General features: G+C 41.1%; 13 protein-coding genes. 11 read left to right on the forward strand and 2 right to left on the reverse strand.

Features of this window, described 5'->3' with window-relative positions; genetic code table 11:
* Together WMZ97_RS08820 and WMZ97_RS08825 are read left to right on the forward strand one after the other, a co-directional pair.
* Window positions 1-769 (forward strand): M42 family metallopeptidase (locus WMZ97_RS08820; RefSeq protein WP_343271716.1); only part of this gene is annotated, 769 nt, incomplete at its 5' end.
* Between the two features lie 122 nt (window positions 770-891).
* Complete coding sequence (locus tag WMZ97_RS08825) at window positions 892-1,398, forward strand: DUF84 family protein (protein WP_343271717.1); 507 nt, start codon at window positions 892-894, stop codon at window positions 1,396-1,398.
* A gap of 27 nt (window positions 1,399-1,425) precedes the next feature.
* Here WMZ97_RS08825 and WMZ97_RS08830 read toward each other — a convergent pair whose 3' ends face one another.
* Window positions 1,426-1,866, reverse strand: a complete 441-nt coding sequence (locus WMZ97_RS08830; protein ID WP_343271718.1) for a YtoQ family protein — start codon at window positions 1,864-1,866, stop codon at window positions 1,426-1,428.
* 149 nt (window positions 1,867-2,015) lie between these two features.
* On the opposite strand from WMZ97_RS08830, the gene WMZ97_RS08835 reads away from it, so the two are divergent.
* From WMZ97_RS08835 to WMZ97_RS08865, 7 genes are all read left to right on the forward strand, one after another.
* Window positions 2,016-2,333, forward strand: a complete 318-nt coding sequence (locus WMZ97_RS08835; protein ID WP_343271719.1) for a thioredoxin family protein — start codon at window positions 2,016-2,018, stop codon at window positions 2,331-2,333.
* 43 nt (window positions 2,334-2,376) lie between these two features.
* Entirely contained in the window at window positions 2,377-3,180 is an 804-nt protein-coding gene (locus WMZ97_RS08840) for a DUF1444 domain-containing protein (RefSeq protein WP_343271720.1), read from the forward strand.
* Between the two features lie 16 nt (window positions 3,181-3,196).
* Complete coding sequence (gene ytpR, locus WMZ97_RS08845) at window positions 3,197-3,799, forward strand: YtpR family tRNA-binding protein (RefSeq protein WP_343271721.1); 603 nt, start codon at window positions 3,197-3,199, stop codon at window positions 3,797-3,799.
* Between the two features lie 264 nt (window positions 3,800-4,063).
* Entirely contained in the window at window positions 4,064-6,544 is a 2,481-nt protein-coding gene (locus tag WMZ97_RS08850) for a DNA translocase FtsK (RefSeq protein ID WP_343271722.1), read from the forward strand.
* Window positions 6,545-6,825: 281 nt separating this feature from the next.
* Window positions 6,826-8,148, forward strand: coding sequence for a UDP-N-acetylmuramate--L-alanine ligase (gene murC, locus WMZ97_RS08855; RefSeq protein WP_343271723.1), 1,323 nt, complete (start codon window positions 6,826-6,828; stop codon window positions 8,146-8,148).
* A gap of 303 nt (window positions 8,149-8,451) precedes the next feature.
* The gene (locus tag WMZ97_RS08860; protein WP_343271724.1) at window positions 8,452-8,859 is read left to right on the forward strand and encodes a DUF948 domain-containing protein; all 408 of its coding nucleotides are present in this window, start codon (window positions 8,452-8,454) and stop codon (window positions 8,857-8,859) included.
* 22 nt (window positions 8,860-8,881) lie between these two features.
* Complete coding sequence (locus WMZ97_RS08865) at window positions 8,882-9,250, forward strand: YtxH domain-containing protein (RefSeq protein WP_343271725.1); 369 nt, start codon at window positions 8,882-8,884, stop codon at window positions 9,248-9,250.
* Window positions 9,251-9,351: 101 nt separating this feature from the next.
* Here the strand turns inward: WMZ97_RS08865 and WMZ97_RS08870 are convergent, their stop codons facing one another.
* Complete coding sequence (locus WMZ97_RS08870) at window positions 9,352-11,487, reverse strand: cell division protein FtsA (protein ID WP_343271726.1); 2,136 nt, start codon at window positions 11,485-11,487, stop codon at window positions 9,352-9,354.
* A 146-nt stretch (window positions 11,488-11,633) separates the two neighbouring features.
* Here WMZ97_RS08870 and WMZ97_RS08875 point away from each other — a divergent pair, with 146 nt between their 5' ends.
* On the forward strand, window positions 11,634-12,710 hold the full coding sequence (locus tag WMZ97_RS08875; RefSeq protein WP_343271727.1) for a bifunctional 3-deoxy-7-phosphoheptulonate synthase/chorismate mutase: 1,077 nt from the start codon (window positions 11,634-11,636) through the stop codon (window positions 12,708-12,710).
* Window positions 12,711-12,855: 145 nt separating this feature from the next.
* Window positions 12,856-13,857 (forward strand): catabolite control protein A, encoded by a 1,002-nt coding sequence (gene ccpA, locus WMZ97_RS08880; RefSeq protein ID WP_343271728.1) that lies wholly within the window; start codon window positions 12,856-12,858, stop codon window positions 13,855-13,857.
* Window positions 13,858-13,879 lie beyond the last annotated feature (22 nt).

The following is a 13,879-nucleotide window of genomic DNA, read 5'->3' on the forward strand; positions in this document are numbered from 1 at the left end:
GCAAGTTATGACCGATAACGGCCCGGTCGTTGGTGTGATTGGTTCTATTCCACCGCATAATCTTACACCTGAGCAGCGTAAAAAACCAATGGAACCAAAGAACATGCTTATTGATATTGGTGCAGACGATCGGGATGATGCACTGCAAATCGGGATTAAACCTGGGCAGGCTGTGCTACCCATCTGTCCGTTTACCCCAATGGCTAATCCCAAAAAAATTATGGCTAAGGCATGGGATAATCGGTATGGCTGTGGGCTTGCGATTGAGCTTTTAAAGGAACTGCACCAGGAAACAACACCAAATCAATTGTTTGCCGGGGCTACGGTTCAGGAAGAGGTTGGACTAAGAGGTGCTCAAGTAGCTGCTAATATGATTCAGCCTGATATTTTTTACGCATTGGATGCATCACCAGCGAATGATATGTCTGGTGACAAGAATGAATTTGGCCAGTTAGGTAAAGGAGCATTACTGCGCATTTTTGACCGGTCTATGATCACCCATACCCAGATGCGCGAATTTGTATTAGACACAGCCGAAACAAATCAGATTCCGTATCAATATTTTGTATCGCAGGGTGGCACGGATGCGGGAAGGGTCCATCTGGCAAATAATGGGGTTCCATCAGCAGTAATTGGTATTTGTTCTCGTTATATCCATACTTCAGCGTCCATCGTTCATGTGGATGATTATCAGGCAGCGAAAGAACTCTTGATAAAGCTGGTTAAAACAACAGATCAAAATACAGTTGATCACATACATGGAAAGTAGCCAGTTTTAAGGGGCTTCGTCCGTTATCCACTCGGGGCTTGCTATACTATCTATTGTGCATTAAAATGGAAAAAAGCTGCTACTTCTGGTGGCAGCTAGCTTTTTGATTGTGAGGTATCCAGATGAAGATTACGATTGGCTCGAACAATCCAACGAAAATAAAGGCGGTTCAAGAAGTATTTGCAACGCATACAGTACAGGCGATGAACGCATCTTCCAGTGTGTCTGCGCAGCCATTTTCTGATGAAGAAACCAGAGAGGGTGCGATTAACAGAGCATTGGAATGTGTACGGAGAAATCCGGAATCAATTGGAATTGGTCTGGAAGGCGGCGTCATGTACGTGGAGGATCAGCTTTATTTATGTAATTGGGGAGCAATGGTCGATCGAGACAAAAATACGTTTACAGCAAGTGGAGCACGAATTCCATTGCCGGAAGCGGTACATAGTGAATTATGTAAAGGACACGAGTTAGGCGATGTGATGGATCAATATGCCAAAAAGCAAGAGGTCCGAAAAAAAGAGGGGGCCATTGGTATTTTCACAAATGAAATCGTAACTAGACAAGAAATGTTTAGTCATCTTGTCAAATTGTTACGGGGCCAGTGGGAGTTCTATCATCGAAAGTAAAGCAGCGGAATCCCCGCTGCGTTATTCTTATTCAAAAATATAGGAAAGCACATCAAGCGCCTGATCAACCGTTTCCACAGTGACATTTGCTTTATTAGATAATTCTTTTAATGGATGAATTAATGATTTGGGCCGCACCAGAATCGTTGGCTTGTTCATTGTAATGGCGGTGCTTAAATCCATCGCCGTATTCCATTGCTTGTATTTTTCACCGAACAGCGCGATCACCACATCTGATTTTTGCATAAGTACTTCTGTACGCAAATTGTTGATGCTGGATGCGGCATCATCTTTGTACACCTTTGATGGCTGTTCGCCCAATACATCCTCGCCAATGTTATCTGAACGGTCATGGTTGGTTTGTGGTGCGACGAATGTTAATGGCAGCTTCTTTTCCTTTGCTTTCTGTTGTAGTTCCTCGCGCCAGTTGTCATGAATCTGGCCTGCAAGATAAACGGTTAGTTCCATGCTAATCCCTCCAATATTGATCCTACTATCTCTATTGTAAAGACATTTTAGCATTATGCAATTGATCTGTCATAAGCATGGATTTTAAAAAACATTTCGGTTGCCAATGATTGAAAACAACTATACGATTACACTGGAGGATGATGAAAATGAAAACACTTGAAACGATAGAACAATTAACAACATATATCAACAACGGACCGGTTATTGCCCTGTTTAGTGCAGACTGGTGTCCAGATTGCCGGATCATTGAGCCAGTACTTCCTGAAATCGAACAGGCTTACCCGGACTATACATTTATCATGATTGATCGTGACCAGTTTATTGAGCTGTGCCAAGATTATGATGTATTTGGTATACCTAGTTTTCTCGCATTTCGAAACGGCGAGGAAGTTGGGCGATTTGTCAGCAAGGATCGGAAAACAAAAGAGGAAATTGTGGCTTTTTTAGATGGTTTGCCAAAGTAACGTACAACTGGATTACAAAGTACATTCAGGGAGGGTTTAGCCTGTGAAGATGACAAGTATTAAAATGAAAAAGTGGCTGGAAGAACGACTTGCTGGCCCCGACTATCGCATATCCTATAATCGGGACAAGGATACATTTCGTATTGAATGGAAGGATACGAAGCAAGGAGTTACCATTACCCTGCCAAATGTGGTTGGGAAGTACAATGAACGCGGGAGTGTGGCTGTTGACGACCTTGTTGGCCATATAACGGAATCATTACGAATCATGCATCAAGACTACGAGTTAACCGGGATGGAGAAGGCTATTTTTCCGGTTATTCGGGCAACGTCATTTCCAACCGAGACAAAAGCAGGGACAACACTTGTTACGAAAGAGCACACAGCTGAAACAAGAATTTTTTATGCGTTGGATCTTGGGAAGTCGTACCGGTTGATTGATGAACCGATGCTGACAAAAGAAGGCTGGACAAACGAGCGGATTGACGAAATTGCTACATTTAATGTTCGCTCCTTGTCAACCGAAACCAAGAAGGATACGGTTGCCGATAACGATTTTTATTTTATGTCCAAACAAGATGGCTATGATGCAAGTAGAATCTTGAATGAGGCTTTTTTGGAGGAATTGAAAGCCAATAGTAAAGGGGAATTGGCGATTGCTGTGCCACATCAAGACGTGTTGATTGCAGCAGATATTCAAAACAAAACTGGCTATGATATACTAGCACAGATGACAATGAAATTTTTCGCTGAAGGTAGAATTCCCATTACGTCATTATCATTCATTTACGAAAATAAGAAGCTGGAGCCGATATTTATCTTAGCAAAAAACAGACCGGAGAAGTAGAAAGGATGAATAAATAGTGGACGTATTTTACAACCCAACAGGTATTGGTGATGTATTACTGATTCCAGTAACTGAAGGGGATCGCTACGATATAACACATGAAAAATATAGTGACATTACAAAGATTATGAGTAACGATGGCAAATTATTAGGATATAACATTTTCCAGGCATCCACTCATTTTGAATTATCGAATACAGGAAAAATAACGTTAACTCCTGATATGCTTGATACGCTCAAAGTATTTTTTGAAAAAAATGGACTGCACGATTCGCTGGATTTTGATTTACGTCCGAAATTTGTTGTCGGCTATGTGAAAGAAAAGAAAGCCCATGAAAATGCTGATAAGTTAAGTGTTTGCCAAGTTGATACAGGGGATGAAACATTGCAAATTGTATGTGGTGCCCCTAATGTGGATGCAGGCCAAAAAGTGGTCGTTGCTAAAGTTGGTGCAACCATGCCAAGCGGACTTCAAATTAAACCCTCACAATTACGTGGGGTCCCGTCGAATGGTATGATATGTTCGCAAAAAGAATTAGGTTTGCCAAATGCACCAAAAGAAAAAGGCATTTATGTATTGGATGACAGCTACAAAGTCGGGGAAACGTTTGACTTTTGATGAGAAGGCTCAGGGTTTTTTGGACAGTATTTTGTAATTTCGGCTAGTATTTTCATCAAATTGGGAAGTATTTCTGTCAAATCGGACAGTCCTGCCAAATCTGCCGCGAGCATGCAAGGGCAAGAGCAACTGATGTCTTTTGGGACCAAGGTTGCTCTTTAATTATTTCCAAGGGAGAAAATCACTGATTACGCTAACAAACTGGCCGAAAAACTGCTAAAATAGAATAAGAGATTTTTATGTATAGAAATGAGTGAAACCAAAATGTGGGAACAGTGGAAGAAAAAGATCGCAAACTTGTTTTTTACTGAGGTAATCGAAGAGGAAGAAGTAGAAAGGAAGCCGCGGGATATCAATAGCCTGCATGATCCAAATGTACATACGAAAGTTGCGTATAAATATCCAAATCGAAATTCTTTTCGTTTTCCAGTGATTCCTGATGATCCCCAAAAAAACCAAGACATGGAAAAGCCAGCATTTGAACGTCAATATAAAGATAGAAAACGACCGGCATTTGAGCGGCAGAATAGAAACAATAATCGTCCAGCATTTGAACGACGTCATAAAGAAAATGAAAAGCCTGTGAAACCAATACAACATGAATCGGTAAGTAAGCCAAATCCCGAGAAGCAAAAGCCGGTAAATAAAAAGCCCTTTCGTCCATCAGAGGTGCCGTCGCCAATTTATGGCTTCCACAACAGAAAGCAGGAACAAGCAATGGCTGAGATTCCGGCGTTTGTTCGTAAACAGCAAACCGATGAGCAACCGGAAGAAAGAATGCAGGAGTCTGTCCCGGAAGAAGCCCAAGCGACTGAAGAAATGGCTGTGGTGGATACAAATGAATGCGATCATCAGCGGATTCCAGTGTACGAAGAGGCTGTAACGATTGAACCATTAACTGAGGCAAATGAATCAATAGTTGCGACAGCTTCTGAGAGAGATTCTTATGAGGCGGGGCCACAGCAGGATCCGCCGGCGCAAGAAGAAAAGGTGCTATTTGATCAGCCGCTAGCAGCAGAACGAACGATAAAGACAGCTCCTGAAAGTAATTCCTTTCTAAAAACGGATGATCAAGAAAACAAGGAATTTCTAAACGATATCGATAAATCACCAAAGCAAGAACAACCAAGGGAGCAGCAAAATACAGCAAAACAAAATCCGATTAGTTCACCAAACGGCCAGAATTATCACCAGGAGCGTAAACGCGCAAGAAGGACAACAGACAAAGAAGCAAACCAAAGCCTTCCGTTTAATGTGATGATGAGCGCAAATGATAAGCAAAAGTACAACGAACGAAAACAGCGGCAAGGAACGGTTCATCCCATTGTACCGATCCAAAAAGCATCCATTCCGGATTATTTACTTAACGATCCCGAACCAAAGGACAGTCAAGACCAGCTTTGGGTTTACAATCAACAGGAATTGCTGGAGCAGACACTAAAACACTTTCATGTAAAAGCAAAGGTTGTTAATGCAACACAGGGCCCATCTGTGACAAGGTTTGAAGTTCATCCGGAAATGGGTGTCAAAGTCAGCAAGATTAAAAATTTGAGTGATGATCTCAAGTTAAATATGGCAGCGAAGGATATTCGCATTGAAGCGCCTATCCCGGGAAAAAACACGGTAGGCATTGAAATACCTAATCCAAAGCCGCAAATGGTTGGCTTGCAGGAAATTTTTTCAACAAAGGAATTTAAAAACAGTTCATCACCGCTATCCATTGCTTTGGGGCTGACAATTGAAGGATCGCCGTTAATAACGAACATTAAAAAAATGCCCCATGGGTTAATTGCCGGAGCAACGGGGTCTGGCAAAAGTGTGTGCATTAACACGATTTTGATCAGTCTTATCTATAAGGCAAATCATAAAGACGTAAAATTTCTGCTGATTGATCCGAAAATGGTTGAGCTTGCTCCATTTAATAATATTCCACACCTGGTAGCACCAGTCATTACGGATGTAAAGGCGGCGACTCAGTCATTAAAATGGGCAGTTAATGAGATGGAAGAACGTTATGAAAAATTCGTTCAGGAAGGCGTGCGGGACATTGAACGCTATAATCAAAAAGTGAGCAGACAAAATCGGCCACAGGAAAAAATGCCATTTTTGGTAATTGTCATCGATGAGTTGGCTGATTTGATGATGGTCTCTCCACAGGATGTTGAGGACGCGATATGTCGTATTGCCCAAAAAGCAAGGGCTTGTGGAATTCATTTATTATTAGCTACCCAGCGGCCGTCCGTTGATGTCATCACCGGATTAATCAAAGCAAATATCCCGACCAGAATCGCATTTAGTGTTTCTTCGCAGGTGGATTCCCGGACCATAATTGATACAAGTGGTGCGGAGAAGTTATTAGGAAAAGGAGATATGCTGTTTGTGGAAAATGGCGCTGGAAAGAGTGTCCGGCTGCAAGGTCCTTTTGTTTCTGATGAGGAGATTGAACGGGTAACGAAATATGCCCGCTCAATTGCACCTGCTGAATATTTGTTTGAACAGGATGATTTACTAAAGCAGGTCACAGTGGATGAAGATGATGAAGATGATCTTCTGGAACAAGCTATTGCATTCGTTGTCCAGCAAAATAGTGCGAGTACATCGTTGTTACAACGTCATTTTAAGATTGGCTACAATCGTGCCGCACGGTTAATGGATACCATGGAGTTCAAAGGAATTATTGCCCAGCAAAACGGGAGCAAACCGCGGGAAGTATTAATTTCCAATTCACAGCTTTCCATGGAGTAGTTCCTTCTTGATACTGGTGGAAGATACTGTGATAAGCATGCCATCTCATGCTTATCACAGCTGTGTTTGGGCCTGAATAAGTGCAGGATGAACATCGTTAGTGGAAAATGTATATAATGTATGTAAGCAAAAGACAAAAAATAATGGGTATAGTGTATGATAACGGTAAAGAAAATATAATTTGTTTTACTATCAATTAAGTTTTGCTATAATAATTTAATAGCTAACCAAAATACGGATTAGCTTATCCTTTTTACACATATAGTTGGAGGTACTTGTTTATGACAACTTACCATTTTATTGGTATTAAAGGGACAGGAATGAGCGCCCTGGCACATATACTTTATGATTCTGGAGAAAAGGTTCAAGGTTCTGATGTAGAAAAACGCTTTTTTACACAAGAGGGACTGGAAGAGAAGAATATCCCGATCCTACCTTTCTCAGAAGATAATATTAAAGACGATTATACGATTATCGCAGGAAATGCATTTTCTGACGACCATATTGAAATTAAAGCAGCAAAGCAAAAGGGAAATACCTTCTATCGCTATCATGAGTTTTTGGGTGAATGGCTCAAACAATATACAAGTATTGCTGTTACTGGCGCCCATGGAAAAACCTCAACAACAGGGCTACTTGCCCATGTGTTGAATGAGACCTACCCCATTTCCTATTTGATTGGCGATGGCACCGGGAAGGGGCATGTGGAAAGTAAATATTTTGTATTTGAAGCATGTGAATATCGTCGCCACTTTTTGCAGTATCAACCGAATTACGCCATTATGACAAATATCGATTTTGATCACCCCGATTACTTTACAAGCATTGATGATGTTTTCGATGCATTCCAAGCAATGGCTGATCGAGTAAAGAAGGGAATTATTGCCTGCGGAGATGATGAAATGCTCCAACAGATTCAGGCGAAAGTGCCGGTGGTTTATTATGGTTTTGCCGATACAAATGATTTTCAGGCACAAAATGTACATGAAACGGAGAATGGAACCGAATTTGACGTATTTGTTCGTAATACCTTTTATGATACATTTACCATCCCATTTTATGGAGATCATAATGTATTGAATGCCCTGTCTGTTATTGCTATTTGTCATTATGAGGGAATAAAAGCAGACGACATCAAAAAGATACGTACATTCCAAGGAGTAAAGCGTCGATTCACCGAGAAAAAATTCGGCAGCCAAATTTTAATTGATGATTATGCACACCATCCAAAAGAAATAACAGCAACGATTGATTCTGCTCGGAAAAAGTACCCAAGCAAAAGGATTGTTGCGATTTTTCAGCCACATACATTTACTCGAACAAAAACATTTTTACAGGAATTTGCGGATAGTTTAGGTTTAGCGGATGACGTGTTCTTATGTGATATATTCGGATCAGCCCGAGAAGAGAGTGGGCAGCTTACGATCAAGGATCTGCAAAAGTTGATTGATGGCAGTTCTGTCTTAGAGCTTGCGCATACGGAAAATTTATTTAACTATCCGGACAGTGTGTTGATTTTTATGGGAGCTGGGGACATCCAGAAATTCCAGAAGTCGTATGAAGGAAACTTGGGAATGGTTGATAACCAATTGAAAAATGCGTAAATACAAGAAATTGTTTATGTATAACTCATCGAAGTGCATATGTAACGATGCAACTATTGCCGATGCGCATAAAAAGGCGATAGTTGCTTGGTTGAAAACATGCTCATTATAAACTGTTTCGTTTTTATCGAATTTTTTGGGACAAACCTGTATAGTAGAGATAGTTCGTTTAATTTTACTGTTTACGGGTATTGTTGTTAGTAGGTAAGTTAGTAATTGTTGGTATCCTCGTTTTCTATAAACGACTAATAATCAACATTACTGTTTATAATAAACTACATATATTTATAAGGAGTGAACTACATGGGATACTTATTAGCAATTGCTGCATTCGTTGCTGCTGTGGCCTTTGCCGTGCTTGTAGCGTATTTGGCGGTAACATTATTGGCTGCCCGCCGTACATTAAACAATGTGGCTGATACAATGGAAAACCTGGAGAAACAAATGCGGGGAATTACGAAGGAAACGGAAGAATTATTAAATAGAACGAATAAGCTGGCAGAGGACGTAAATCAAAAATCCTCCAAAATGAATGGCCTGTTCGATGGGGTAAAAGGGATTGGCGAAACTGTACAGGATTTCAACCAATCATTACGGCAAATTTCAACAAAGATTAGTGCATCTGCTTCACAAAATCAGGACAAGGCTTCTCAAGCAGTTAAGTGGGGATCAGCAATGATGGACCTATGGAAGAAAAATAGAAGTAAATAATGATTTTGAGGAGAGTGATCACATGGGGAACAAACCAGAAGAAGATACAATAAACAGTAAAAATTTTATTATCGGCGCGCTAATCGGTGGTATTGTTGGAGCGTCAACAGCATTGTTATATGCGCCAAAGTCTGGTAAACAATTGAGAGATGACATTAATCAGGGCGCTTGGCAATGGAAGTACCGGGCAAGTGACTGGAAAGACCTGGCCTATGATAAGGGTATGGAGGTAAAGAATAAAGCAGTAAATTCTGCTTCCGATTTAACGAAAACAGTAAAGCATAAGCTGCAGGACAAACAAAGTAAAGAAGATGAAGCACTCCAAGCAGCGGCAGAAGTCGCCGAAGCAATCGAACAAGCTGCTGATGAATTGGAGAAAAGAAATAATTAATTTTTTTAAAACAAGAGGGCAACCAGGAGCTGGTTGCCCTCTAATTTGATATGAAAAGTGCAGTAGTCGCTAACCAACAATCAAGAGAGGATCAAGGATAATCACATGGGATCCCAAGTTAATTCCAGAACATCTCCATCCTGGAGTGGATCATTAAATGCAGCAGGCTGGCTATTTTGATGCAGCTTGAATTTGCCTGTTTTATTGGTCAAATCAATATCAACATAGCGGAATACATCCTGAAAAATGAATGGAGCAGGGGTCTGTTTTTTAATTTCTAGTCTATCCCCGGACGTAACTACCGTATCTTCTGATAATAACGTTTGGTTACGGTAAATCTGGTTACATGGCTGTTGGAGGGTGACCGTTTGGTTATTAAAGGATACCGTAATCACTTCCTGCAGTGGTATGTGATGGTGTTTAAGTATAGAACCAATTGTCACGCGTTCATTTTTAATCTCCAGCTTATCCCCATCCTTTAACGGTTGATTGGTGATGACCTGTTCATTGTTTACGTACAACAATGGACGCTCATCCGATTGGACCGTTATTTTTTCATTATTTATGTATACATGAAATGGCGTTAGCACCTGCTGTTGTGCTGGAGGAAGTGTTTCCATAAAGTCCTGAACGGTTCGGATTCGCCTCCATTCCACGACATCGTGATCCATTAACAAGTAACGTTTGTCTTTCTTAATACCGTTCACATAAAAAGTAGTTGTGATCTCATACTCCTGGCCATTAAAATAGATCGAACATGGATTTATGTCTCCTACAATATCTTCTAATGTTATCTGGGCATCCAGTCCATCCTGTCCCTTGGTGATGGTGATGAGATCCCCATGTTTTACAAGCGTATCAACGTTTGCTAATTGGTTGTTGCAGTTGATTTCCGGTGGTTTCCCATATTCACCAGTTAATGTGATGGTTCGCCCATTAACAGTTACCATAAAGGCAAGGCCGGGCTTGCCATACCATTTGTTGATGTCGACTCCTGCTTGTATCAAACAATCACCTATTGTTAACTGCTTCATTTCAAATAAGCGGACGGTTTGATTATTTACCTCAACACTAATATAATGCACAGGGTCCTGTTTAGCGGTGATGGCAATTCCAATTGGGGTAATGAAATTTGGTCCTGTCGGTACATGGTTTGTTTGGATGACAGGCTGGATTGCATCAATACCCCGAACAGCAACACGATTAGCTGGCAACTGTAGCTTACTGGCTAAGGCTTGTGTAATACCAGGGGTTAGGCTGCCACCTCCTACAAGCATCACCGCTTTTGGTGCTTTCGTGTTTAGCTGAATAATTTCATTTGTAATCATTGTTGCCAGATATTCCACTTTTGGCGTTATTTCCTGGATTAACGTATCATAACTAATGGTTGTTTCAAAGCCTAATATATCCTCAGCCACTGCTTGCCCATTAGTAACGATTTCCCGCTTTATTGCTTCGGCTTGTGGAAAATCCAGCAAATAATGATCACTGATCGCTTCGGTTATCTCATCACCAGCTATAGGTACCATCCCATAGGCGGTGACTGTTCCCTTATTTGTGATGGCGATGTCGCTTGTACCAGCACCAATATCAACCAGGGCTACATTAAGGCGACGCATCGATTCCGGAATCAGTACATGAATTGCAGCAATTGGTTCAAGAGTCAATGCCTCCATCTTTAATTCAGCCCGCTGTAAGGCAGCCATAAGCGACTCAACAACCACTTTAGGGAGGAAGGTGGCAATAATTTCAACAGATGCCCGCTTGCCCCGCTGATCAATTAGCGAGCCGATTATGTCCCCATCAAGCTTATAATATAAAGTAGAATAACCCACACAATAATAGTGATTCTGCTCATCATTCGTTTCAGCGTTTGCTAATTTTAGTTGTGCTTGATGAACCGCACTTAATTCCAAGTGTTTAATCGTATGTGCATTTGTTATTGATTGTTGATATATGTCCCGTTCTGCAGTAGCCTGGACTGTCTTCAACGCCCGACCGGCTGCGGCAACAGAGACACTCGCTAATGTACCATGCGTCTGCTCTAAATGAGATTTGACCTCCTGGATAACATTGGCTACTGCAATTACATTATGTATTTGACCATCTCGCATGGATCGTTCTTTGTGTTCCAGCGTATGATAATCGACGATGGAAAATTGATCATCCCGCTGATCTACTATCATTCCTGTTACCGATCTGGTTCCAATATCCAGTGCAAAAATTTGTTCCCCCATGAAAATGTTCCTTTCCAGCAAGAATATAGTAACAATTATAAACTTTTTGCTGACAAAGGGAAAATTATTAGCTATAATGGTCACTAATTATTAAAATTTGTACTACCATATTTTATTGCAAATATATTTACAGGAGGAGATTAAGGATGAGCAACATGGAACAGCTACGAGAAAAGATGGATAGCGTCAACCTGGAATTACTTAAGCTTATCAATGAGCGTGCTGAAGTTGTTCAGCAAATTAGTGAAATAAAAGAAAAGCAGGGTATGCAGCGTTTTGATCCGGTACGCGAACGAGAGATGTTGAACAAACTGGTCGATCAGAACGATGGCCCATTTGAAAATTCTACTGTGGAACATATTTTCAAGGAAATCTTCAAGGCCAGTCTCGAACTGCAAGAAGATGACCACAGCAAAGCATTGCTAGTCTCCCGCAAAAAGAAGCCAGATGATACTGTGATTGATATTAAAGGAGAAAAGGTTGGCGATGGACAGACGCATTTTGTCTTTGGACCGTGTGCTGTTGAGAGTTATGAACAGACGAGTGAGGTAGCGGCGGCTGTCAAGCGCAGAGGCGTTAAATTACTGAGAGGTGGAGCATTTAAACCACGAACATCGCCATATGATTTTCAAGGCCTTGGACTTGAAGGACTAAAAATTCTAAAACGGGTAGCTGATGAGTATGACCTGGCTGTTATCAGCGAAATTGTTAACCCGGCTCATATCGAGAAAGCTGTTGATTATCTTGATGTTATTCAAATCGGAGCTCGTAATATGCAGAACTTCGAATTGTTAAAGGCTGCCGGGGATGTCAATAAACCGATACTACTGAAGCGTGGATTGTCGGCAACGATCTCTGAATTCATCAACGCTGCCGAATATATTATTTCTCGGGGTAACGGCAATATTATCCTTTGTGAGCGTGGGATCCGGACGTATGAAAAAGCAACAAGAAACACGTTAGATATTTCTGCCGTACCAATCTTGAAGCAGGAAACCCATTTGCCGGTCATGGTTGATGTAACGCATTCAACCGGTCGAAGAGATTTATTGCTGCCAACAGCTAAAGCGGCATTGGCAATTGGCGCAGATGGTGTGATGGCAGAGGTTCACCCAGATCCAGCTGTAGCACTTTCTGATTCCGCTCAGCAAATGGATATTCCAACCTTTGACTCGTTTTTGGATCAATTGGAAAAGTTCACAACAACAGCGGTTCGCGCCTAGATATTGGCTGTTTACTGATAAAAAAAGGCTGATCAAAATAAATTGATCAGCCTTTTTATTTTTTAAATGTTCATTTTGTGGTAGAGTAAGTTATATATAACTTTAGGACGTATTTACGTTTCCATTTCAGGAGGTTTTTTACAAAATGAACATTACAATATACGATGTAGCAAGAGAAGCAAACGTGTCGATGGCAACTGTTTCACGTGTGGTCAATGGAAATCCAAATGTGAAACCCGTAACACGCAAAAAAGTATTGGCGACCATTGAGCGACTGGGATATCGTCCCAATGCAGTTGCCCGTGGACTAGCAAGTAAGCGGACAACGACAGTCGGTGCGATCATCCCGGATATATCCAGCATCTTTTTCGCGGAGTTAGCCAGAGGTATTGAAGACATTGCCACGATGTATAAATACAACATGATCTTAAGTAATTCAGACCAGAACAAAGACAAGGAACTGCAATTGATCAATACGATGCTGGAAAAGCAGGTGGATGGTATTGTATTTATGGGTGGGGATATTACCGATGAGCATGTGAATCAATTTCAATCTTCTTCTGTTCCAGTTGTGTTAGCAGGCACATTTGATGAAACAGGAACGATCCCATCAGTTAATATTGATTATGAGGCTGCTGCATATGAAGCAACAAAATTTTTATTGGACCAGGGAAACAGCAAGCTTGCGTTTGTATCGGGGCCTAATGGAACGGTTATTGATAAACAAAAATACAATGGTTATGTACGAGCGTTGGAGGAGTCAGGAACAACGGTAAATGAAGATTATATTGCGGAAAGTGACTATTCCTATGATTCCGGAATGGAGGCCGCTGAACAGCTGCTGGCACTTGATACAAAACCAACTGCTATATTTGTTGCTTCGGATGAAATGGCATTGGGAGTGATCCACGGGATACAGGATAAAGGCTTGCGGGTTCCGGATGATATTGAGGTGTTTGGTTTTAATAATACCAGAATCGCAACAATGGTACGCCCGACATTATCAACCATTGTCCAGCCAATGTATGATATTGGTGCCGTAGCAATGCGGCTGTTGACGAAATATATGAATAAAGAAGAAGTAGCGGAGAAAAAAGTCGTGTTACCCCATCGAATTATTGAAAGGGACTCAACAAATCAAAAATAATGCCGATATAAGAGTAAATGAC

This window comes from Lentibacillus songyuanensis (assembly GCF_039548255.1).
GTDB classification, from domain to species: Bacteria; Bacillota; Bacilli; order Bacillales; family Amphibacillaceae; genus Lentibacillus_C; species Lentibacillus_C songyuanensis.

Excerpts from the sequence above, each read along its gene's own strand:
- WMZ97_RS08825 (WP_343271717.1), top strand. The coding sequence starts at position 892 with ATGAAGATTACGATTGGCTCGAACAATCCAACGAAAATAAAGGCGGTT.
- WMZ97_RS08830 (WP_343271718.1), bottom strand. The coding sequence starts at position 1,866 with ATGGAACTAACCGTTTATCTTGCAGGCCAGATTCATGACAACTGGCGC.
- WMZ97_RS08835 (WP_343271719.1), top strand. The coding sequence starts at position 2,016 with ATGAAAACACTTGAAACGATAGAACAATTAACAACATATATCAACAAC.
- WMZ97_RS08850 (WP_343271722.1), top strand. The coding sequence starts at position 4,064 with ATGTGGGAACAGTGGAAGAAAAAGATCGCAAACTTGTTTTTTACTGAG.
- murC (WP_343271723.1), top strand. The coding sequence starts at position 6,826 with ATGACAACTTACCATTTTATTGGTATTAAAGGGACAGGAATGAGCGCC.
- WMZ97_RS08860 (WP_343271724.1), top strand. The coding sequence starts at position 8,452 with ATGGGATACTTATTAGCAATTGCTGCATTCGTTGCTGCTGTGGCCTTT.
- WMZ97_RS08865 (WP_343271725.1), top strand. The coding sequence starts at position 8,882 with ATGGGGAACAAACCAGAAGAAGATACAATAAACAGTAAAAATTTTATT.
- WMZ97_RS08870 (WP_343271726.1), bottom strand. The coding sequence starts at position 11,487 with ATGGGGGAACAAATTTTTGCACTGGATATTGGAACCAGATCGGTAACA.
- WMZ97_RS08875 (WP_343271727.1), top strand. The coding sequence starts at position 11,634 with ATGAGCAACATGGAACAGCTACGAGAAAAGATGGATAGCGTCAACCTG.
- ccpA (WP_343271728.1), top strand. The coding sequence starts at position 12,856 with ATGAACATTACAATATACGATGTAGCAAGAGAAGCAAACGTGTCGATG.